Genomic DNA, 23,144 nt, shown 5'->3' with positions numbered 1-23,144 from the left:
ATATTGGTTTTAAATTTCACTCTTGCTTCGGTGCGGGGCAAAGGGCAACTGGTTTGAAGGTTTGGCATTACTGCTGCTGTTGGCATTGGTTTTGAATTTCACTCCCTGGCCTTGGTGCGGGGCAAAGGGCAGTTAGTTTGATGTGTTCGCCTGAAGCGCGTGACATATTTTGAGAGGTAAGAGATGAGCCTTGAATTAAACGTCGACAATCTGGTTAAGAATTTTGGTCAGCGCAAACTGTTCCATATCGACCAGTTGCGTGTTGGTGAAGGGGAGAGCCTGCACCTCAGCGGTGAGAATGGTACCGGCAAAACCACCCTGATGAAGATTCTTGCCGGACTGGAAAAACCCTGCAGCGGTCGCGTTATGGTGACGCCCAAGGCGCGGCGCTGGTGGTCGGACCGGATTCATCCACAAGTGATCTATCTGCATCAGACGCCTTATATATTCAGCGGGGATGTGCGGGATAACGTCGCCTATGGTTTAAAACTACGCAGTTACAGCCGCCAGGATGTCAAACTCAAAGTGCAGCAGGCACTGGCCTGGGCACGGCTTGAACATCTGGCCGGGCAGCCGGCTTATTCGCTCTCAGGGGGGGAAAAGCAACGATTGGCGCTCGCCCGGGCCTGGATACTGACGCCAAGTGTGCTGTTGCTGGATGAGCCGACGGCGAATCTTGATCAACATTCGGTCAGAGCGGTGGCAGAGCTGGTAACCCAGCTATTAGACAGAGGGACAACGGTGATGGTTTCCAGTCATCAGAATAATGCCGTCACCGAGCTGTGCGGACGTCGTCTGCACCTTGAGGATCTTGTTTTGCACGAACTGAATAATGAAGTGGAGCCGAAGTATTATGTCCAACACTGATCAGATTACAGCAGTGATCCTGGCCGGCGGCATGGCCCGTCGTATGGGGGGAATCGATAAGGGTTGGATGGGGCTGGATGGCAAACCGCTGATCCGCCATGTGCTGGACCGGATTCAACCGCAGACCGGTCGCTGCCTGATCAATGCCAATCGTAGTCTTGATGCCTATGGCACGCTAGGCTTACCGGTCGTGACCGATCTGGCCGGTGATTTCGAAGGGCCGCTGATGGGTATTGCCACCGGCCTGCACCACGCTGCCACGGACTGGGTGTTGTTTGCGCCTTGCGATAGTCCATTCCTGCCGGTTGATCTGGCTGAGAGAATGTTAGCCCGGGCCGAGGAGCAGAACGCAGATATCGCGGTGGCACATGATGGTAAGCGCTTACAACCGGTAGTGGCCCTGATTAAGCGCAGCCTGCTGGAAAGCCTGCAAACGGTGTTAGCTGCAGGTGAACGTAAAATTGATCGCTGGTATGCCCAGCACTGTATGGTCGAAGTCGATTTCTCCGATTGCCCCGATGGCTTTATCAACGTCAATCGCCGTGATGATCTGGCCGAATTACAGCAGATGCCGAAGTTGCTGGGGTTTGCCGCCTGGAGTGGTACCGGTAAAACCACGCTATTGAAAAAACTGTTGCCCGAGCTGAAGGCTTCAGGCATCAGAGTGGGTGTAATAAAGCACGCCCATCATCAGTTTGATATCGATCACCCGGGTAAAGATAGTTATGAACTGCGCCATGCCGGAGCCGATCAGGTGCTGATTTGTTCATCTAATCGTTGGGCATTGATGGTAGAAGAAAATCAGGGTGATATGCCATCACTGACCCGAATGCTGAGCAAGATGGACCACTCCAAACTGGATCTGGTTCTGGTTGAGGGTTACAAGAAAGCCGAAATACCAAAAATTGAACTCTATCGCCGGGCTGTGGATAAGCCACAGCTGCATGGTGAGGACGATAATATTATCGCGGTGGCCTGTGATGAGCCGATCCGGCTGGCACGTGAACTGCCGCAGCTGGATCTGAATAATATCGAGGAAATCACCGGTTTTATTACCGCATTTCTGCAGGACAACGGTACAGCGGAGCGCAGTGATGACTGAAACTATTTTTCCTGAAGCGAATTCTCCTGAAGCTGTTTTTCCGGAAACGACGGCATCTGAGCCGCTGAGTTGCTTTGATCCGGCCGTCAATGGCGGCGCTATGCTGCCAGTTGCCGAGAGCATTGAACGAATACTCAGTCAGCTCAGCTGGCCGCAGCAGAACGAAGAGGTTGCTTTAGCAGAAGCGGTTAACCGGGTACTGGCGCAAGACCAGATATCCACGATCAATGTGCCCCAGCAGACCAACTCGGCAATGGATGGCTATGCCATCTGCGCAGCCGCCCTGAAGGAAAACGAACAGCAGAGTTTTAAGGTGGTCGGTCAGGTCTTCGCCGGGGGCAGTTATCCCGGCACGGTAAGTCCGGGCGAAGCGGTAGAAATTATGACCGGAGCGCCGGTTCCTGCGGGCACTGATTCGATTATTATGCGCGAGATGACCGAGCTACAGGGCGATCAGATGACATTTTCCGGTCCGGTAGCGGTCGGTCAGCATGTGCGTCAGCGCGGCGAAGATATCAGCGCCGGTTCGGCTGCACTGTCAGCCGGTTGCCTGATCCGGCCCCAGGAGCAAGGTTTACTGGCCTCCCTGGGGATGCAAAAGGTAAAAGTATATCGACAGCTGACAGTTGCCGTGTTTTCAACCGGTGACGAAGTTGTACCTCAGGGGCAGCCGTTACCGGAAAACTGTATCTACGATACCAACCGCTTCACCCTGATGGGATTGTTGCAGCGTATGGGCTGCAAGGTGATCGACCTGGGTATCATTGAAGATAACCAGCAGGTCATGGAAAGTACCCTGAGTGAAGCTGCCGGGCAGGCTGATATGGTGATCTCATCCGGTGGTGTCTCTATGGGCCAGGCTGACTATATCAAGCTGGCGCTGCAGGCGGTGGGCGAGATTAACTTCTGGCGCATTGCGATGCGTCCCGGTCGGCCGTTAGCCTTCGGCCAGCTAGGCTCGGATACAGGCACAGTAGCGGGTAAAGAGACAGGCACTGACACAAGTAAAACGCCCTTCTTCGGTTTACCGGGCAATCCGGTGGCAGTAATGGTGACCTTCCTGCAATTTGTCCAGCCGGCGCTGCGCAAAATGATGGGCCAGCGTGACTGGCAACCGGTAAGAATGACCGCTGTCGCTGAACATACACTCAAATCACGACTTAACCGGATCGACTATAGCCGCGGTATATACCGTATTAACGATCAGGGCCAGCTGGTGGTCAGCAGTACCGGCGCTCAGGGCTCGGGTATCCTGACCTCGATGGTGCAGGCTAATTGCCTTATTGAGATAGGGGAACCCCTCGCTCAAGTAGAGGCCGGGCAAAGCGTGCTGATCCAACCTTTCGGGGATTAGGGCGGCCCCTTTGGTTACAGTGGCTAGATCGCCGAACAAGTTCGGCTAGCTAGAACGTCGCTCCACGACTTGCTAGTGGCTAGAAAAATCAAAAGCGAAAAGCCTTCTAAATATTTTATGTGTGAGGCCCACTCCATCACTTTGTAAGCAGGGTAGGCTGGTCTGAGTGGAACGAAGCCCAGCAAATTATAGCTAGACCGCCGAACAAGTTCGGCTAGCTAGAACGTCGCTTCGCGACTTGCTGGTGGCTAGAAAAATCAAAAGCAAAAAGCCTTCTAAATTTTTTATGTGCGAGGCCCGCTCCATCACTTTGTAAGCAGGGTAGGTGGTTGTGGGAGGCGCGCTAGTATGCCCCTTGGGTACCTCGCGGCGAAGCTTTTATCGCGACGAGGCGTCGCTCCCACAAAACTGAAGGTTGGGCAGAGAGAGGCGCGCCTAACTAGCTGTTGCTCGAACATAGCAAATTATAGCCAGACCGCCAAACAAGTTCGGCTAGCTAGAACGCGGCTTCGCTGCTGCTAGTGGCTAGAAAAATCAAAAGCAAAAAACCTTCTAAATTTTTTATGCGAGAGGCCCGCTCCATCACTTTGTAAGCAGGGTAGGTGGTTGTGGGAGGCGCGCTAGTATGCCCCTTGGGTACCTCGCGGCGAAGCTTTTATCGCGACGAGGCGTCGCTCCCACAAAACTGAAGGTTGGGCAGAGAGAGGCGCGCCTAACTAGCTGTTGCTCGAACATAGCAAATTATAGCCAGACCGCCAAACAAGTTCGGCTAGCTAGAACGCGGCTTCGCTGCTGCTAGTGGCTAGAAAAATCAAAAGCAAAAAACCTTCTAAATTTTTTATGCGAGAGGCCCGCTCCATCACTTTGTAAGCAGGGTAGGTGGTTGTGGGAGGCGCGCTAGTATGCCCCTTGGGTACCTCGCGGCGAAGCTTTTATCGCGACGAGGCGTCGCTCCCACAAAACTGAAGGTTGGGAAGAGAGAGGCGAGCCTAACTAGCTGTTGCTCGAACACAGCAAATTATAGCCAGACCGCCAAACAAGTTCGGCTAGCTAGAAAGCGGCTTCGCTGCTGCTAGTGGCTAGAAAAATCAAAAGTAAAAAGCCTTCTAAATTTTTTATGCGAGAGGCCCACTCCATCACTTTGTAAGCAGGGTAGGTGGTTGTGGGAGGCGCGCTAGTATGCCCCTTGGGTACCTCGCGGCGAAGCTTTTATCGCGACGAGGCGTCGCTCCCACAAAACTGAAGGTTGGGCGGATAGAGGCAAGCCTAACTAGCTGTTGCTCGAACACAGCAAATTATAGCCAGACCGCCAAACAAGTTCGGCTAGCTAGAAAGCGGCTTCGCTGCTGCTAGTGGCTAGAAAAATCAAAAGCAAAAAGCCTTCTAAATTTTTTATGCGAGAGGCCCACTCCATCACTTTGTAAGAAGGGTAGGCTGGTCTGAGTGGAACGAAGCCCAGAAGGCTAGGGTCCACACTTTAAGAGCTTAAGAGCTTAAGAGCTTAAGAGCTTAAGAGCTTAAGAGCTTTCTTTCCTGAATCCGTAGTGTTGCTTTGCTTCGTACTACGGAAGGTACGCCTGGCACGGAAATCTATCCCCTTCTGTGCAGCCGAGCATTGGAGATTACCAATGGATTAGTGCGAGAACTGTCCGAGAGTGCGAAGCGCTCGAGTTTTTGAGCACCCATTGGTAAGCGAAACGCGCAGGGGAGTTGGCGTAGCCAACCAAGCAGCAGGGGCGGGTTTAGATTGTTAAGAACTATTGCATCTACAACCAAAGGCCGTTTGAAGGTCCCCTTTCTTTAAATAAAGAGTGCCTTCAAGGCGGAAGACTGAGTTCGAAATTCCCCCCAGAGGTCGTTGCTCGTAGCTCGAACGCAGCAAAGAACGCTGCTTGTTCGTGGCTCGGAAACCCTTCTTAAATAGCTCTCTCGCGGCCATCATATTTCCTGAACGGATATACAGTTAAGTTTTGATTAACGACAGTTGTTGCGCGTTTGCAAGGAAGGCGTGCGCGTTTGTATCTGGCAGTTTTAAAGAAAGTTAATTAGTATCAGGGGGTTACAAAATTGCGCATCGGAACTTATGCGCAACGCAAAAAGAATAACGCGCATGCGCACAACTAAAATGTTATGTGTTCAGCAAGCATCATAGAATAGGAAAGGTATGATAGGTTATATCACTATTGGAACAAATGATTTAGAGAGAGCTACATCATTTTACGATGTCATTTTTAATGAAATGGGTGCTGCAAAAGCATTTGATACAGATCGATTGAGCGCGTGGAGCTTTGGTGAAGGAAAGCCTTTATTTACTGTGACGAAGCCCTTCGATGAAAGTGAAGCAACAGTTGGCAATGGCGGAATGGTCGCATTGACCACTTCCAGCCAGGAAAGTGTGGATAAACTACACACAAAAGCATTAGAACTTGGTGCTACAAGTGAAGGTGGTCCGTATCTAAAAGGTAAAAACTTTTATGTCGGCTATTTCAGAGATCTGGATGGTAATAAACTCAACTTTCACTGTTACATCTAAACGGACACATAACAAGGCGCTCAATGAACGCCTGCGGCTGGACCTCCTTACGCTACGCTCCAGTCGGCCCATTAGCTAGGCGTTAGCATCTCAGGCTAGGTTAGCGCAGCATAACCCAACATCATCTACACCTGCATCTGAAACAACCGATCATTAACCTCCCGCAAACGCCGACTAAGCTCCCGCGCCAGGTTCATCTGAATCATCGCAAACTGGGTCGGGTCCATCTCATACAGCTCATGCAGAGCAGCCATGGGCAGTTCGATGGCGCAGCAGTCCTCTACTGCGCATACTGTGGCGCTGCGCGGACAGAGGTCGATCAGCGCCATTTCACCAAAGCAGTCGCCCTTTGACAGGTAGCGGATCAGGCAGTCTTTGCTCTCCCAGCATTTGGTGATGGAGACCTTACCCTCTTCCAGCACATACAGGGCATCTGCCAGATCGTCCTCGTAAAAGAAATTTTCACCGGCAGCAACATGAATAGTTGTTGTTCTGTCCATCAGAAACTGCAAAGCCTCATCGCTGATACCGCCAAATATCGGCATCTGTTGCAGTGTTGTGAGCGTTGACGTTGGCATGTTTGTGGGCCCTGCTTGATTCAGCCAGCCCTGAGATTAGTCCAGAACTTTACAGCTGCTGTACTTGAGTATAAGTCATTGTATTGCAAACCATGACATCGATTGGTTCGCCAGCCATCATCTGTCGGAAACGGAAAAAGGAGGCAGATAGCCTCCTTTTTTGCTTTTTGCTTTTTGCTTTTTGCTTTTTGCTTTTTGCTTTTTGCTTTTTGCTTTTTGCTTTTGATTTTTCTAGCTACTAGCAGTGGTGCTTGCGCCACGTTCTAGCTAGCCGCGCAGCGGCGATCTGGCTACTTCAGCAATAGCCTGCATCGCGCGGCTGAAGTTCAGATCATTGAAGCCTGACAAATTGACCCGGCCGTTATTGACGATGTAGATGCCATAGTCCTCTCGTAAACGGTTGATCTCGGACTCTGACAGTGGGAACAGGGAGAACATGCCCCGGCCCTGGGTCAGGAACGACCAGTCTCTGGAAGGAGCATCTTCACTCAGGGTGTTGAATATGTTTTTCCGCACCTCACGTATCCGGGCACTGATCGTTTCCAGTTCGGCTTGCCATAGTTTGCGCAGCTCGCCATCGTTGAGTATCTGCCGTACCAGGCTTGCGCCATGGGCCGGCGGGGTGAAGTAATGCCGTGTTGCCAGTTGTATCCACTGTTTTTCAACCATCCCACGGCGTTGCGTATCGGCGGTTAGTGCCAGCACCATACCGGTACGGTCGCGGTACAGGCCGAAGTTCTTCGAACAAGTGTAGCAAAGCAGCAGTTCCGGCAGTTTGGCTGCCATGATCTGCAGACCGCGGCGATCCTGCTCCAGGCTGTCACCCAGGCCGTGGTAAGCCATATCGATGACCGGCAGCAGGCCTTTATCTTTGCAGAAGTGCGCCAGCTTAAGCCACTCCTGCTCGCTCAGATCCAGCCCGGTTGGATTGTGACAGCTTACCTGCAACAGAATTGCATCGCCGGGTTTGGCTGCATTCAGGCTACTCAGCAGCGCTTCGAAACCGGATGGTCCGGTTTCGGGATCATAATAGCTGTATTGCTGTAGAGGGAGCCCGGCGGCGTTGGCGATAGGAATATGCACCTGCCAGGTGGTATCGCTGAGCCATAGCGAACAGTCGGGATTATTCTGTGCCAACAGTTCAAATGCTAAACGCAGGGCGCCAACGCCGCCCGGAGTTTGTGCATAGGCAAAACGGGGAGCAAGATTTTCGGCTAGCTCTTCGCCGAACGCTAAATCAGAAATAGCCTGGCAGAAGGGCAGATCGCCGAGGGGGCCGATATAGGCTTTATCTTCTTCGGTATCGACGCGCCACTGTTCGGCGTGCTTTACCGCTGAAAATACAGGTGATTGGTTGATGTGGTCACGATAGACTCCGATGCCCAGATCGATCTTATCGGTACGGGTATCCAGACGGAATTGTTGTAACAGCTCGAATATAGGGTCTTCCTGAACCTGGCTGGTGCTCGCACCAAGCATTGGCTTCGCAGCGGACTCTTGCGCTGCAATATCGCCGCTAATTGCCTGATTCAGCAGTGCTGAACGGCCATCATGGTCATCTTGTATTGTTGTTAAAGTCATATTTATTATCTTTTGCTCAGATTGCCGGATAGCGGTCAGGAAAGAACGGTAAACGATCAGGAGGTGATCGTTTACCGGGGGGCTGAGTTAACAGGAACAGCGCTTTACAGGCTGATCACACCCAGGGCGTTGAGGAATACAATCACGATGCCAACCGGTGTGAGGTATCGCATTGCGAACTGCCAGGCTTTAAAGAGCAGTCCAGTACCCAGGCCTAGCTCCTCTTCTGCTACCTTCGACTTGATAACCCATGCAGCAAATATTGCAACACACAGGCCGCCCAGAGGCATCATCAGGTTTGCGGTCAGGAAGTCCATCAGGTCAAAGAATGTCTTACCGAACAGCTTGTGATTTTCCCAGGCATTGAAGGACAGCACAGTGCCGAGGCCCAGTACCCACAAACCCAGACCCGAAGTGATACAGGCTTTCAGGCGGGAGAACTGACGCTTCTCGGTTAACCAGGAAACTGCAGGCTCGATCAGCGAGATAGCCGAGGTTATAGCGGCTATCGACAGCATAAGGAAGAACAACACGCCAAACAGGGTGCCGAATGGCATCTGGCCGAAAGCGATCGGCAGGGTGACGAAAATAAGGCCCGGGCCTGCGCCAGGCTCAAGGCCGTAGGCAAATACGATCGGGAAGATTGCCATGCCAGCCAGTAGAGCGACTGCGGTATCGACAATGCCAACCGCCATTGAGGTTTTCACAATGGATGTGTTTTTGGGCAGGTATGAGCCGTACGTCATGATTGCGCCGGATGCCAGACTCAGAGTGAAGAAGGCATGGCCCAGGGCGACCAGCACACTTTCTGTGGATAGCTTGCTGAAGTCCGGCGCAAACAGGAATTCAACACCTTCAATAAAGTGGCCGGTGCTCATGGCGTAGCCAACCATTATCAGGATTAGTACCAGCAGGCCAGGCATCAGGAAGTTGACCGCTTTTTCCAGACCGGCATTAACGCCCCGGCCAACGATATACATAGTGATGATAACGACCAGCGTGCTCCAGGACAGCAGACGGATCGGATCGGCCAGCATGCCGCCAAACATCGCACCGGCCTGATCGGGGGTGATATCGACGAAGGCGCCGCTGCCGGCGGTGAATACATAAGAAACCGCCCAACCGGCGATGACGGTATAGAAACTGAGGATCAGGAAGCCGCAGATAACGCCCATCCAGCCGACACTTTTCCACAGGCGGCTGGCTTTGGCTTCAAGCGCCAGAGTTTCCATCGCTTCTGCCGGGTTCTTCTGAGCGCGCCGACCGATCATGATTTCAGCCATCATCACCGGGATACCGATCAGCAGAATACAGGCCAGGTAGACCAGTACAAAGGCGCCGCCGCCGTGTTCACCGGTGATATAGGGGAATTTCCAGATGTTACCCAGGCCAACGGCAGAACCTGCTGCAGCCAGGATAAAAGCCATACGGCTTGACCATTGAAGACGTTTTTTGCCAGTTACAACAGCTGAGCTGTCATCTGCTGGTGCTGTGATTGCACCGGTTAGATCAGACATAGGTGTTCCCTGTTTTTATATTTTTGTATTTGTAAATTTTCAGGTACAACAACCCCGTTCCCTCCGCATAGAAAAGGGAATGGGGGTTTTAACTTGCTGGGGTTTTGTTGTTCGGGCTGGGGTCTGGCTTGGCTATTGAGGTTAAGGTTCCTTACATAAGGGCCCTTAAGTTCAAGGGCTCTGATAATTGAGAACCCTGATGATCCTGAGATCGTTAGCTTTGCCTGACCGATCTGTTCAGATGACGCCGCGGCGTTCCTGGTCGCGCTCGATTGAATCAAACAGCGCCTGGAAGTTACCTTCACCGAAGCCATTATTGTTCTTGCGCTGAATCAGCTCGATAAAGATCGGGCCGAACAGGTTCTTGGTGAAGATCTGCAGCAGGTAGCCGGATTCGTCACCGTCTAACAGCACCTGGTGGTGCTTAACGCGGGCAGGGTCTTCAGAGACTCCGGGTACCCGATTGAAGACTTCTTCGTAGTAGTCATCGCTGATATCCAGGGTGTCGATTACATCGCGATCCAGTTTGTCCAGTGAGGTCAGAAGATCGTTAGAACGGAAAGCGATATGTTGCACGCCCGGGCCGTTGTACATATCCAGATACTCGTCGATCTGGTTATTGTTATCGTCTTTACCTTCATTGATCGGAATGCAGAAGCTGCCATCCGGTGACTGCAGGGCATAAGAGATCAGCGCAGTTTTTTCACCCTTGATGTCGAAGTAGCGCACTTCGGTAAAGCCAAAAACGTCTTTATAGAAGTCGGCCCATTTGTGCATGGTGCCTTTATAGACGTTATTGGTCAGGTGATCGATATTGATAAAACCTTTATCTTCAACGATTACCGGTTGATCCAGGTGGTTAAAGTCAGACTCGTAGATAGTGCCTTTGGCGCCGAATTTGTCGATGAAGTAGATCAGGCTGTCGCCAATGCCGTAGATCGCAGGATAAGGCAGGTCTTTGTTGCTGTCATCTGCGGCTTTTGCACCGCGCTGAATCGCTGTTGCAAAAGCATAGTCAGCATCCTCTACCCGCCAGCCCATAGAACAGATAGCAGGGCCGTGGCTCTTAGCAAAATCGGCTGAGAATCCCGCTTTTTCATTGTTCAGCAGGAAGTGAATATCGTTCTGGTTGTAGTAGGTGATGTCTTTAGTGCTGTGCTGCTTTAACTTGGAAAAACCAAATGCGATAAAGACATCGTGCATGAAGCCGGAATCGGTGCTGGCAAACTCGGTAAATTCGATGCCCTGTAAACCCAGAGGATTATTCTGATCAGCCATGGTTTAGCCCTTTCTATTATGATATCTGATTAACGCTGCTGAGTTGACTCAGTGCAGCGATGGCGCTCTAAAATTGATTTAGATCATTTTTAATCGAATCAAGATAAATAAAAAGAATAATAATTAGCTAAACATTATCTAATAAATTGATGGTTTGGTGCTTGGGATGGCCCGGCTGTTAAAGCAGAGAGACACACTTAAGGGCTACTGGCTATACGCGGCAAACTCCGACAGCACTTCGTTGAGAATAACTTCACCGGCTTTGCCTAGTGGTTGATCCGCGGAATAGACCAGCTGAGGGGTAAAGTTATGACGTGAACCGCCCAGATAATCCAGTTCGACCAGCTTGCCTGCGGCGAGTTCTTCAGTGATCAGCGACAGTGGCATCCAGCCATAGCCCAGGCCCATCAAAAGGCAGGTTTTTTTGCTGTCGAAACCGTGCAGGTAAAACACTTTATCGCCGCCGAACTGCAACAGATCCTGTTTGCCGGTGGTGGTTTCGCTGGAATCATGGATGGTCAGCTCGACATGGCTCAGTAACTGGTTCAGGTCGATCTCAGGTTGTCCGGCCAGCGCATGATCGCCGGCAGTAACCAGCACCATAGGTACTTCGGGCAGAGGGGTCGCGTTCAATTTCGGGCTGGGGGTGTAATCAACTACCAACATCATGTTGGCTTCGTCCTGATCGAAACGCATCTGCACGCCACCTAATGCTTCGACCTTAATCCGGATCTTGGTGGGGATCTCTTTATCGGCCAGTGCTTTCATCGCCTTCATTACCGGCTCCAGCGGCAGGGCACCATCAATTACCAGCTCAAATGTCGGTTCCCAGCCTTTGGAGTAGTGGTCTGCCAGATTCTCAATCCGTATCGCCTGTTGCAGCAGCTGGCGGCCTTCCTGCCATAGTGCACGGCCCTGGGGTGTGAGTTCTGCCCGGTAGCTGCTGCGATCGAAGATGGCGACATCAAACTGCTGCTCCAGTTTCTTAATCTGGTAACTGATCGCCGACTGGGCTTTATGCAGTTTAGCGGCCGCCTTGGCAAAGCTGCCTTGCTCGATAACGACATCCAGAACGCGTAGGGCTTCGATATCGACACGCATGACAAGGCTCCTTTATGATCAAAATAGTAGATGGTGTTGTGTTATTTATTATGCTTTTTTCTGATTGTTCTGGCGAGTAGTGTGGAGGCATTATTTTTTTGCTGCTTTGGTCATTGTTCTTGCAACTGTTCTTGTAACTTTTCTTGTAACTACAGGCAGCGCCATTTTTCTTATTGAGGTGATCCGATGAACCTGGCTGAAGTACTGCTCAACTCACTGAAAGATCATGGTGTAGAGGAAATTTTTGGTATCCCCGGAGATTTTGCATTGCCATTCTTTAAGGTAGCGGAAGAATCAGAAATCCTGCCGTTATACACTTTCAGCCATGAGCCGACTGTTGGCTATGCGGCTGATGCCGCGGCTCGCTGCCATGGCAAACCCTCTGTTGCGGCTATTACCTATGGCGCAGGTGGTTTCAATATGGTCAATCCTATTGCTGCCGCCTATGCCGAAAAGTCTCCTGTTGTGGTTATTTCCGGTGGTCCGGGTGAGGGGGACAGAAGCACCGGGCTGCTGGTTCATCATCAGGCTAAAAGCCTTAACTCCCAGCTGGAAGTGTATAAAGAAGTAACCTGTGACCAGGTGATACTGAACGATATTGCGCGGGCGCCAGAGGATATCGCCCGGGTACTGGCGAACTGTATTAAGCACTCCCGACCGGTCTATATTGAGATTCCAAGGGACCTGGTATTCCATGACTGTGCAGAGGTTGAGTCATATAAGCCTGATACTCAGCAGGTGCATGAAGGCGCTCTGGATGCCTGTGTTTCTGCAACCCTTGAACAACTGCAACGGGCGAAATCGCCGGTATTGGTGGTCGGTGTTGAGATCCGCCGTTTTGGCATCGAAGAGGAAACAGCGGCGCTAGCAAAACGTCTGGGCATTCCCGTAGTGACTACGCTGATGGGGCGGGGGCTGCTGAACGATATGGATGTGCCGCTGCAGGGCACTTATCTTGGCGGTGCTGGCGACCCGGAACTTACCCGGCTGGTCGAGGATTCCGATATGCCGGTATTGCTGGGCGTCACCCTGACCGATGGTAATTTCGGCGTATCAGAGAAGAAAATGGATTTCCGTAAGGTGATTCTGGCCAGCGATGGCAACGTCTCTATGGGCTACCATATCTACCCTGAGATCCCGCTGCAGTCATTTATTTCTGAGTTGAACCTCCGTGCGCACAGCCTTGAATCCGCCAGTAAGCCTGTTTTACCGGTTACCCATAATTATCCCCGCGACCTGCCTGCCGATGAGCAGAAGATAACCCCGACGGATATCGCCGCAGCGATTAATGACCTGTTTCAAAAGCAGGGTGCGATGCCGATTGCGGCCGATATGGGTGACTGCTTCTTTACCACTCTGGATATCGAAGAGACTGATCTGGTTGCCCCCGGCTTTTATGCCACTATGGGTTACGGTGTGCCCGCCGGCTTTGGTATGCAGGCGGCCACCGGTAAGCGCCCGATCGTGCTGGTGGGCGATGGCGCATTTCAGATGACCGGCTGGGAGTTGTTGAACGCCCGACGCTACGGCTGGAATCCGATCGTGATCGTATTCAATAACAGTAGCTGGGAGATGCTGCGTACTTTTCAGCCGGAATCGAAGTTTAATGATCTGCCGCAACTGAACTATGCCCGTATCGGTAATGAGCTGGGCGGTATCGGCCAGCGGGCTACGAACCGTGCCGAATTGCAGGCAGCGCTGGAAACGGCCGCGGGAGACGCTGATAACTTCTATCTGATCGAAGCGATCATCGAGTCAGGCGATCTGTCCAATACCCTGAGTCGTTTTGTTGCCGGAATCACCAAAATGCGGCAGCAGGCTGCAGGGTGATTGGCATGCTTTCGGGATCACGGCTTTATGCCGGTTTATTCTGATGGCTGGGAAGGGGGCTCATCCTTGCAGACACAATTCTTACCCGCTGACTTTGCCCGGTACAGGGCCTGGTCGACGCGGTTAACGAAGCTATCCATAGATTCTCCCGGCTGGTATTCGGCAATACCAAAACTGGAGGTAAGCTGAATGACAGCTTCAGTCTGAAATTGATGTTGAGCAATAGACAGGCGCAGTTTTTCTGCGCTTTTCTCGGCACTATTTAAAGGCGATTCGGGCAGAATTATAAGGAATTCTTCGCCGCCCCAGCGGCCAAAAGAATCGCTTATGCGACAGTTTATATGGAGTAGCTCTGCGATCTGAATCAGCACCTCATCGCCGGCTTTGTGGCCATACCGGTCATTGACCAGCTTGAAGTCGTCGATATCAAAAAAGATCAGTGACAGAGGCCTGTTATAGCGTTCCGCGATGGCCACTGAGTCAGCCAGGCTTTGGTTCAGCATTCTGCGATTATATAAACCGGTGAGCTGGTCGTGACGGGCAAGCTTGGTCAGCTCCTTATTATGACGATGAATTATATTATAGCGATAGGCAAAGAACAGGCTGATGATTGCCAGAGCTGCGAAGATTTCCCAAAGCAGGGTGCTGTCGATGCTTTGTTCATACTGCACCCGTACCCAGCGGCTGCGGATCTGCTCTTTATCTTGTGGTGAAATGCTGGAAACAGCCTTATCTAGAATATTCAGGAAAGGGGTATCGGACCACTGTTTATCGACTGCGACGCTGATATCCCAGTTATGATATCCGGGATTGACTATTTTCAAGCCGGTCAGGTTAAAGCGACCTATCGCAGCGCTGATTGTGTCGGCGGTATCCAGCATTGCGATGACCTGGCCCTGCTGGATTTTTTTCAGTCCCTGCTCGACCGATGAAACAATCACCAGCCTGGTGTCGGGGTAGCGGTTTGTGATGATCTCTTCGAATGCACTGCTTTGAATCAGTGCGACCGGTTGTTGCAAAAGTACTTCGATAGATAGATCATCGCTGTAGTCGCTGGAGACAGCAACGACGGCGGGCATAGAAAGGTATGGGCGGGTAAAATCGAGGTAGAGGGAGCGCTTTGGGGTCCGCATTGCTCCGGCTATGAGATCGCATTCGGCGGCTTTCATCCCCTCCAGGGTTCGATCCCATATCGGTGTGGTAACTGTTTTGAAGCTCAGGCCGGTTCGTTCCTGAATCAGCTTGAGATAATCGGGAATCATCCCTTCGTAATGATTGAAGTTCAGCTGGCTATAAGGTTCCCACAGGGGGTAACCACATAAATTGAAAGAATTCGCGGTGGCAATAAATGCCTGTTCTTCCGGGCTCAGGTTGAGCTGTTCATTTTGTTGAAATTTGTAGATGAAGTTATCAAAGTTGTAATCGGCATCGATCCGGTTAAACAGCAGATAAAGCTGCAGCATAAGGTTGATTTTTTCACTGGAAATAGTGCCGAACCGGCCGTTGGCGAAGGCTAGTTTTTTTAGTGTCTGGCCTTCATATATCAGGGCCTCACGAGTTTTATTCTGGCTGTTATAGTGCTGCCGGATAATATCAGCGGTTTCCTCAATATGCTCGAAAGCGTAGTGCCAGCCCCGGATCGAAGCTTGTCTGAAGGCTGCGACCCGCTCTGGGTTCTGTTTCAGGTATGCTCCTGAGGTAAACAGCATGTCTGAGTACATACTAAAGCCGAAGTCTTTCGGGTGAATGATGTTATAACCGACGCCAAGTTGTTCCAGCTGATAGGGCTCATTGGATATATAAGAGGCCATGGCATCGGTGTCCCCTTTAATCAGGGACTGGACATTAAAATTGTGTTTCTGGCGGGTAAAGTCGGTTTGCGTAATTCCGGATTGCAGCAACATCGCCAGCAACTCGACCTGTTTCTCTGCGCCAGGGGTCATCATGATACGTTTGTTACGCAATTCTTTTGGTTGGGTTATACCTGAGGCTTCAGATGTCAGAATCATCAGCGGTGAGTTTTGATAGGTGGCCAGCAGGGCGACTATGTCAGCGCCTTTGGCTTTTTGCGCCAGTATGGTTGAGCGGCCGATAGCAAAGTCGAAGCGTTGGCTGAGTACTTCTTCGACCGGATCGATATTGTCACTGTATTCGGAGATAGTCAGGTCAAGGCCAGCGTCGCGGTAGAAACCTTTATGTATGGCCATATAGTAGCCGGCAGACTGGAACTGGTGTTTCCAGATCAGCTGAAGGCTGACCGGAGTCAGCTGCTCTGCACCGAAACTGAAGATCGGTATCAGCAACAGAGTAATGAAAAAAGTGTAGAGCAAACGATACTGCATAAGATCGGATACCACAGCTTGCATTACAGTAGTGGCCTCAGAGTAAACAGTAGCAAGTACTATATGATTATTTCCCTGTTGCCACAGTGCACAGTTCGCGCACATCTACTTAAGCAGACTGAATCACCACTTATAAACTGTTCAGATAATAAGGGCCTTCTGCAATTAGCATAGTCTTATATGAAGCAGTTGCGTAACAGGTTGTTTATTAAACAGTTGTTGGTCTTCTTTACGAATGCTGCCGGAACAGTTCGGGCAGCAGAGACCTGGAGTCGGTCAAAAAAACTTGAAAGGTGGCTGATTCAGGCTGTTTTTGGCCTGGATCGCGACGTTTTTCTATCTACTTAGACGCATAATTATGCGAGAATCAGCGCCCCGATTTAAGATCTCAATGAGGCTTCTGCATGCTGTCAAAATGGTTGCTCCGCTCGCTGCTCCTGATGCTTGTTTCTGGTGCGGTGAATGCGGCTCCGGTGTTTGTTTTTACTGCGATTCCTGATCAGGATGAAACCAAACTGCAGCAGCGCTTCCAGAAAGTGGCAGACTATCTGCAGCAGCAACTGGAAGTTGATGTCCGTTTTGTGCCGGTGAAGTCCTACGCCTCGGCGATTACTGCGTTCCGTAACAATCAGGTTCAGCTAGCCTGGTTTGGCGGCTTGTCAGGTGTAAAAGCCCGTGAACTGGTCGTGGGTTCAAGGGCGCTTGCCCAGGGGGTAGAAGACCCTGAGTTTAAAACCTATTTTATCGCTCATAAAAGCACCGGCCTGAAGCCGGCAGATAAGCTGGAAGAGAGTCTCAAAGGCAAGACTTTTACCTTCGGCTCTAAAGGTTCTACTTCGGGTCGTCTGATGCCTGAATACCATCTGCGCCAGCAATTCTCTCAGGCTCCTGAAAAAACCTTCAGCCGGGTCGGTTTCAGCGGTAACCACTCCCGTACTATCGCGCTGGTTGAGTCCGGGGCCTATCAGGTAGGTGCAGTTAACTATCAGGTTTGGGAAAGCGCTGTCGCGGCAGGCAAGGTGGATACTGATGCGGTCAGTGTGATCTGGCAAACGCCGACTTATCCTGACTATCAATGGACCGCGCGCGGTGATCTTGACGCGGTATTCGGTGCCGGCTTCACCGACCGGGTTGCCCGGGCGCTGGTCGACATGAATGACCCACAACTGCTCAAGAGCTTCCCGCGTAAAGCGTTTATTCCAGCGGCTAATGAAGATTACGAGCCGATTCGTCAGGTCGCTAAACAGGTAGGCCTGCTGGACTGATGTCAGCTATTCATCTGACGGACATCAGTGTCCGCTATGATAACCGGCAGATTCTGGGGCCTTTGTTGCTGGAGCTTACGCCCGGTGAGATTGTTGTTGTTATTGGCAAGAGCGGCTGCGGTAAATCGACTCTGCTGAGTCAGGTCTATGACCGGTTGCGGCAACGGGCTGCGTGGTTGCCGCAGGACCTGGGGCTGGTGGGTACCTTATCGGTTTACCACAATGTTTATATGGCGCAGCTGGACCGGCATTCGCGCTGCTACAATATTGTCAATCTGATCAGGCCATTTGCCGAACAGGTCGATAAAGTACTCCCCTGGCTGCAGAAAATGTCGATAGAGGACAAGATCTGGCAGTCGGTTGATCAGCTATCCGGTGGTCAGAAACAGCGGGTTGCGATAGCCCGGTCGCTACATCAGGGGGCAGAGATCCTGCTCGCGGATGAGCCTGTCTCAGCGCTGGATGGTCCTAAAGCAGATCAGGTGATGGCCTGTCTCACGCAACACTATTCTACCGCTTTGATCGCTCTGCATGATGTCGAGCTCGCGTTACGTTATGGGCAGCGAATTGTCGGCATCAGTGATGGCCAGATAATGCTGGACCAGCCTGCGCAGCGCCTTTCTCAACAGTCTTTACTGGAATTTTACTGAGTCGATGAGGGGCCGGGATCAGTTCAGGTTTTCGCCAAGGTTGCAGGTCAGTATCGTTTTTTTGATCAGTGCTCTGTTGTGTCTTTTACTGGCTGATATATCGCTGACCTCGGTTAATCCATGGCGGGAGATGGGGCGTTTTGTCAGCGCTATGCTGGCGCCGGACCTGCCGATACTCAGTATTGTTGGTGAAGCACTGATCACGACTCTGGCATTTGCCTTTCTGGGGGTTGCCCTCGCTGCTATCGGTGGATTACTGCTTGCCCTGATCTACCATCATCGCTGGGTGCGCGGACTCACAGCGCTGTTACGGGCTGTTCATGAGTTGTTCTGGGCGCTGATATTTCTACAATTTTTTGGCCTGCACCCGCTGACCGGACTATTGGCTATCGCTATTCCTTACAGCGGTGTTTTCGCCAAGATTTATGCTGAAATTCTGGATGAAACCTCAGCCACTCCGCAACGGGTATTGCCGGTATCCTGTGGCGGCCTGGTTGCTCTGTTATATACCCGAATTCCACAGGCCTGGCCGCACCTTGTAAGTTATACCCGCTACCGGTTGGAGTGCGGTATCCGCAGCAGCGCTATTCTTGGTTTTGTTGGCATACCGACCTTAGGTTATTACCTGGAGTCCTCTTTTGCCCAGGGCTTTTATTCTGAAGTCGCCACTCTGTTGCTGCTGTTCTATCTGTTGATCGGGACTATGCGATTCTGGCTTAAATCCTGGTTAATTCCGCTGCTGCTGGCGATTGCACCTTTTATGCTGGATCGCGGTTTGCCGATTGTCTGGAGTAATTTCGGCCGTTTCATCAGCGAAGATATTGTGCCGGCTCCTTTGCGGCGGGCTGAGCATGTCTGGGCGACGGATACCTGGGTTGAGCTGGGGGCATGGTTGCAGGAAATAGTCTATGTTCAGGCTCTGCCAGGGCTGTGGAATACCCTGGTATTGAGTCAGATAGCGCTGGTGCTGACCGCTATACTGACGCTGCTGCTATTCCCACTGGTATCGCAAAAACTGATGCCCGCGAAAGGTCGGTTTGCCGGGCATATCTTGCTGATTATCGGCCGCTCTACCCCGGAGTATCTGCTGGCTTATATTTTGTTACAGCTGTGGGGGCCGTCGATGTTGCCAGCGATTATAGCGTTGGCGATTCATAATGGCAGTCTGATCGGATTTCTGATCGGTCAGCGCAGTAACGGATTGAAACTGCGACAAGACACCGTCGCAGGAGTCGATCGCTATAGTTATGAGGTGTTGCCCCGTATTTACAGTGCTTTCCTGGCTTTTCTGTTTTATCGCTGGGAGGTGATTATCCGGGAAACGGCTATTTTGGGTATCCTGGGGATACACACATTAGGCTTCTTTGTTGATAGCGCGATACAGGAGATCCGCTTTGATATAGCACTGGTGCTGATCGGAATAGCGGCCCTGTTGAATATTCTGGTTGATACTTTTGCCCGCCGCTTACGTAACCGGCTACGCCTGACCCACCACTCCGCTTGCTGATCGCATTATTCATACCTCCCATTTTGATGATTCCTGCAGCTCCTCTAAGCTTTGCAAACGCTATTCTGTAAGCTGGGCTTGATTGAAGCCACGAGTTTTTGTCTTCTTGAGTAACCTCCGGAATACATTGGAATTAGTCTGAGGCTGTTTGAGAAACGACATTGTTTAATGGCAGCCTGGTTAGCTGGAGCATTATGGTTAGTAGGAGTAACGAGCAGTGAATCTGATACTGAAAATCCTCTTGTGGATGTTTCCGGTAGCATTGCCAGTTATTGCTTTTACCTGGAACTATTATCAGGTGCAGCTACAGGCCAGTTCAGAGCAGATTGGTCATATTTCTTCTCTGGTATCCGGCGCAGGTGCCAGGGAACTAAATGACTACCTGCGGCTGCGGGCCAGTGAGTTTTCCATCGTCAGGGCTGGTATGGATAGCTGCGATGATAGTGTCCGGGGTGGTAATTATGAGCTACTGGTACGGGACCTGATGGGACAGGTGCGGGGCTTTTCCGCGTTAGTCGTGTCGGATAAGAGCGGAAGGGTTCAGCATAGTCGAGTCGTTTCCAGTTACAGTGATCAGCATATTCAGCCCGATGTACTTAATAATACTCTGTTACTGCCGGTCGCTGATTTTGACGATACCAAGCTCGCCTTCAAGGTCTGGCAGGACAGTATTCCGGATCTGAGAAAGGAAAAGGGCCGGCTTTTTCTTACTGCGCTGAGGTTAGAGTCCGACAGTGAGGTTAACTCTGAAGGTTATCAACAGTTACAAGCCGAAATTTTTAATCTTAATCAGTTGTTACAAACGCCACCGATACATATCAGCTATTCCGGCGGGGCGCAGGCCGAGGCGCTGGGCCTGCCTTACAGGCGGGATACCTTTCTCTTTACACAACCGTTACTTGACTGTGAGCAGCAAATTAATGGTTATCTTACGGCTTTTCTGGACCGGACTCAGATAGAGAACCGCTTGTTAAATATGCGTAAAAGTCTGAAGGATCTGGGCATCTCCCTTGCGGATGTGGTGTTGTTGAAAGGAGAGCCTCGTCGCTTTGTATCGCCCAACCGATATCTGAATATCGCTCAGTTAGAACAGCTGGATCAGTTATCAGAGAATAGCTCCCGTTATCAGGAGGCTCTGGCGGGATTCTTATCGGTTGATAATGTCGCGGATGAAAAAATTCTGGGACGGCTCCTCAGACAGGATGAGGTTTCAGAGCGAGGTGTGTCAGATGAGGAGTATCAGCAGTTGATCAGGAGTGATTCCAGTCTGCAGTTGCTGGTGTTCGTTGCTGAGCAGGAGTGGAAAGATATTGGCCAGGCGCTGCTGTACCAGGTATCAAAGTGGCTGCTGGTCAGTTTGCTGTTCTTGTTTGTACTGATCTTTTTTCTGGCGCGTCATATTATATCGCCGATAGTGCGGTTAAAACGCTCGGTACAGCGGGTGGCCGGGGGCGATCTGAAAGCACAGGCCGTAGTTACCAGTAATGATGAAGTGGGGCAGTTGGCCCAGGCTTTTAATACGATGACTGAGGCGCTGGCGCGTAGCGAGCGGGAACTGAAACGATTAGCAACGACGGATGTTCTTACCGGATTGATGAACCGGCGAGCATTGACTGAAGAGGCTGTGAAGGAGCGTCGCAGAGCAAATCGGGATGGTACTAAAATTGCTGTGGTAATGCTTGATCTCGACCATTTTAAGCAGGTTAATGATCGCTACGGTCACAGTTCCGGAGATATTGTATTACAGCGTTTTTCGACAATGCTGAAACAGCAGTTGCGGATTACCGACTCGGTAAGCCGGATCGGTGGTGAAGAGTTTGTGGTTTTGTTACCGAATACCGATCTGTTGAGTGCTCACCGGTTAATGGAAAAAATACTTGCCGATGTGGCTGAGCAGTCGATAGAACTCTGTGATGGCGCCACCCTTAAAGTCAGTTTTAGTGGTGGGGTTATCGAGTGGCACAGCGGCGATGGCTTTGGCCACGCGCTGACCCAGGCGGATAGTCAGATGTATAAAGCGAAAGAACGTGGTCGTAACTGTATAGTCAGTTAGCAGGGCCGTTTCCCTATTTCATTTTTCCACATCGGCTGGCCGGGCGGTTAACTGTTTTTAGTCCGGCAAGCAGATCTGATTAGTTTTACTTTATTGTTTATCCCATTTTGAGTATTCGCTGTTTGCCCATTAGTGATAGAGGATGCTAAATTGGCTCGGATAATCATTTTAAACGTATGTTTTAATTGATTGGATGGGCCTTGTTGCAGCACGTTTTTTCGCCAATAGAGTATAGAGAAAGGCATCGTAACAGGGCTTTTTATCATTGATCCCCGGTAGTATCTATGGGTGACAGAAGATTAATCAGGGCTCTTGTTGAAGCTGGCTTATGGTTAATGTACTCCTGAAATAGTGCTGCCGGAAGCATATAAACGTGGGGATGAGGCGCGTACTCGACCTCCAGAATAAGAAGCCGGATACGTACTATGCAGTTGATTCCTTTCGTAAAATATACATCCTGCGGCAATAACTTTGTGATCGTCGACGAGACGGAGCAGAACCTGCTTAGCGAGGATGAGATGTCTCGGTTTGCGTTCCAGGCAACCAATACCAGTTTTGGCGTAGGTTGTGACAATCTGCTGGTCATTCAGCGTTGCAACGATACTACACTGCAAGCGATCGCCCGCAACCGTTCATACTGGAACTGGCCACCCCAGGCGGAACAGGCAGAATTCCTGTTCCGGATGTTTGAACCCTCCGGTGAAGAAGCCCTGTGCTGTGGTAATGGCCTGATGTGCGTCGCCAGCCATTTACTGCAACAGCATGGTATTAGCAGCGCTTCGATCATGACCGAAATTCCTCTGGCGACGCCAAAAGTCATTAATATCGGAGCCGGCAGTGATCGTGCCGGAGGCTGGGTTAACCTGGGGCATCCGCGATTAACGCCGCCGGAACTGGTGGTTAGCGAATTTACCGAACAAGTTGCTCCGGCGATTCATCAGCTGCAGGAGCTGACGGTTAAATTCCGTGCCGATGACCTGAAGGCTTACACCCCGGACAGTGAGCTGCGTATCAGGTCATCGCTGGTGTTTACCGGCGAGCCCCATCTGGTGATCTTTCCCGATAGTGACTTTTCCGTGCCTGAGCTGGCCGATTATATCTTTGCCGGCTCCAATCATGGGGCTACCCAGGAGCGCCGGGAAAGCTTTGGCTCCTGGCTGGTGGAGCATATCGGCAACTATATGAATAACCGGATGCGACATATTTTTCCAGCTGGAATAAATGTTAACTTTGCCCGACGTAACGAGCCTGCGGTGATAGAGAATCGCTGTTTTGAACGGGGTATTAACCGTGAAACCCTGGCTTGTGGTACCGGCTCTCTGGCTGTTGCATATATCTATGATCAACTGAATCAGCTGCAATTGTCTGAAATTGAGATCCATCCGCATCGTTGCCGCTGGCATGATGATAATGCCCGTATAAGAATTGAACGGGCTGAGGATGGCTGGCATCTGAGCAGCGATCCGGTATTACTATTCGATGGGGTTTATCGTTTATTGCCCGACAATAGCCGGTTGGTTTCCTCTTTGCAGGGCGGATTAGAAAAACAGACAGGAAGTCTGACTAAGGTAACCGGATAAGGCTGA

Annotated in this window: 17 protein-coding genes; 10 read left to right on the top strand and 7 right to left on the bottom strand. The window is 51.1% G+C overall.

Annotation, left to right across the window (positions count from 1 at the left end):
• Positions 1-183 precede the first annotated feature (183 nt).
• From ACQUQM_RS16770 to ACQUQM_RS16755, 4 genes are all read left to right on the top strand, one after another.
• Positions 184-867, top strand: coding sequence for an energy-coupling factor ABC transporter ATP-binding protein (locus ACQUQM_RS16770; RefSeq protein ID WP_432471024.1), 684 nt, complete (start codon positions 184-186; stop codon positions 865-867).
• The gene (mobA, locus tag ACQUQM_RS16765; protein ID WP_432471023.1) at positions 854-1,969 is read left to right on the top strand and encodes a molybdenum cofactor guanylyltransferase MobA; all 1,116 of its coding nucleotides are present in this window, start codon (positions 854-856) and stop codon (positions 1,967-1,969) included. The genes ACQUQM_RS16770 and mobA overlap by 14 nt, the downstream gene beginning before the upstream one ends.
• Positions 1,962-3,323 carry a bifunctional molybdopterin-guanine dinucleotide biosynthesis adaptor protein MobB/molybdopterin molybdotransferase MoeA gene (locus ACQUQM_RS16760; RefSeq protein ID WP_432471022.1) on the top strand — a complete coding sequence of 454 codons (1,362 nt, stop codon included), beginning with the start codon at positions 1,962-1,964 and terminating at the stop codon, positions 3,321-3,323. Before mobA ends, ACQUQM_RS16760 begins: the two co-directional genes overlap by 8 nt.
• A 2,164-nt stretch (positions 3,324-5,487) precedes the next feature.
• On the top strand, positions 5,488-5,856 hold the full coding sequence (locus ACQUQM_RS16755; protein ID WP_432471021.1) for a VOC family protein: 369 nt from the start codon (positions 5,488-5,490) through the stop codon (positions 5,854-5,856).
• A 125-nt stretch (positions 5,857-5,981) separates the two neighbouring features.
• Here the strand turns inward: ACQUQM_RS16755 and ACQUQM_RS16750 are convergent, their stop codons facing one another.
• The 6 genes from ACQUQM_RS16750 to ACQUQM_RS16725 all read right to left on the bottom strand — a co-directional run bounded on the left by ACQUQM_RS16750 (position 5,982) and on the right by ACQUQM_RS16725 (position 11,911).
• Entirely contained in the window at positions 5,982-6,434 is a 453-nt protein-coding gene (locus tag ACQUQM_RS16750) for a Crp/Fnr family transcriptional regulator (protein ID WP_432471020.1), read from the bottom strand.
• Positions 6,435-6,454: 20 nt separating this feature from the next.
• Entirely contained in the window at positions 6,455-6,694 is a 240-nt protein-coding gene (locus tag ACQUQM_RS16745; protein ID WP_432471019.1) for a hypothetical protein, read from the bottom strand.
• Positions 6,695-6,701: 7 nt separating this feature from the next.
• The gene (locus ACQUQM_RS16740) at positions 6,702-8,015 is read right to left on the bottom strand and encodes an aromatic amino acid transaminase (protein WP_432471018.1); all 1,314 of its coding nucleotides are present in this window, start codon (positions 8,013-8,015) and stop codon (positions 6,702-6,704) included.
• A gap of 104 nt (positions 8,016-8,119) precedes the next feature.
• Complete coding sequence (locus ACQUQM_RS16735) at positions 8,120-9,532, bottom strand: sodium-dependent transporter (protein WP_432471017.1); 1,413 nt, start codon at positions 9,530-9,532, stop codon at positions 8,120-8,122.
• 237 nt (positions 9,533-9,769) lie between these two features.
• The gene (gene hppD, locus ACQUQM_RS16730; protein WP_432471016.1) at positions 9,770-10,810 is read right to left on the bottom strand and encodes a 4-hydroxyphenylpyruvate dioxygenase; all 1,041 of its coding nucleotides are present in this window, start codon (positions 10,808-10,810) and stop codon (positions 9,770-9,772) included.
• A gap of 204 nt (positions 10,811-11,014) precedes the next feature.
• Entirely contained in the window at positions 11,015-11,911 is an 897-nt protein-coding gene (locus tag ACQUQM_RS16725; protein WP_432471015.1) for a LysR family transcriptional regulator, read from the bottom strand.
• A gap of 186 nt (positions 11,912-12,097) precedes the next feature.
• Between ACQUQM_RS16725 and ipdC the strand changes: the two genes are divergently transcribed.
• Positions 12,098-13,741, top strand: a complete 1,644-nt coding sequence (gene ipdC / locus ACQUQM_RS16720) for an indolepyruvate/phenylpyruvate decarboxylase (RefSeq protein ID WP_432471014.1) — start codon at positions 12,098-12,100, stop codon at positions 13,739-13,741.
• A 35-nt stretch (positions 13,742-13,776) separates the two neighbouring features.
• On the opposite strand, the gene ACQUQM_RS16715 is transcribed toward ipdC, so the two are convergent.
• Complete coding sequence (locus ACQUQM_RS16715; RefSeq protein ID WP_432471013.1) at positions 13,777-16,107, bottom strand: diguanylate cyclase; 2,331 nt, start codon at positions 16,105-16,107, stop codon at positions 13,777-13,779.
• 380 nt (positions 16,108-16,487) lie between these two features.
• Here ACQUQM_RS16715 and ACQUQM_RS16710 point away from each other — a divergent pair, with 380 nt between their 5' ends.
• From ACQUQM_RS16710 to ACQUQM_RS16690, 5 genes are all read left to right on the top strand, one after another.
• Positions 16,488-17,348: a putative selenate ABC transporter substrate-binding protein gene (locus ACQUQM_RS16710; protein WP_432471012.1), complete on the top strand. Its 861-nt coding sequence runs from the start codon at positions 16,488-16,490 to the stop codon at positions 17,346-17,348.
• Complete coding sequence (locus ACQUQM_RS16705; RefSeq protein ID WP_432471011.1) at positions 17,348-17,998, top strand: ATP-binding cassette domain-containing protein; 651 nt, start codon at positions 17,348-17,350, stop codon at positions 17,996-17,998. The genes ACQUQM_RS16710 and ACQUQM_RS16705 overlap by 1 nt, the downstream gene beginning before the upstream one ends.
• Positions 17,999-18,059: 61 nt before the next feature.
• The gene (locus tag ACQUQM_RS16700) at positions 18,060-19,505 is read left to right on the top strand and encodes a PhnE/PtxC family ABC transporter permease (RefSeq protein ID WP_432471010.1); all 1,446 of its coding nucleotides are present in this window, start codon (positions 18,060-18,062) and stop codon (positions 19,503-19,505) included.
• Positions 19,506-19,722: 217 nt separating this feature from the next.
• A complete protein-coding gene (locus ACQUQM_RS16695; protein WP_432471009.1) occupies positions 19,723-21,558 on the top strand; it encodes a GGDEF domain-containing protein in 1,836 nt (611 codons plus the stop codon).
• A gap of 425 nt (positions 21,559-21,983) precedes the next feature.
• Positions 21,984-23,138 (top strand): diaminopimelate epimerase, encoded by a 1,155-nt coding sequence (locus ACQUQM_RS16690; protein WP_432471008.1) that lies wholly within the window; start codon positions 21,984-21,986, stop codon positions 23,136-23,138.
• Positions 23,139-23,144 lie beyond the last annotated feature (6 nt).

It is taken from the genome of Amphritea sp. HPY, assembly GCF_050870985.1.
GTDB lineage: Bacteria > Pseudomonadota > Gammaproteobacteria > Pseudomonadales > Balneatricaceae > Amphritea.
Note: the sequence above shows the minus strand (reverse complement) of the source record. Positions and strands in the feature narration are given on the sequence as shown.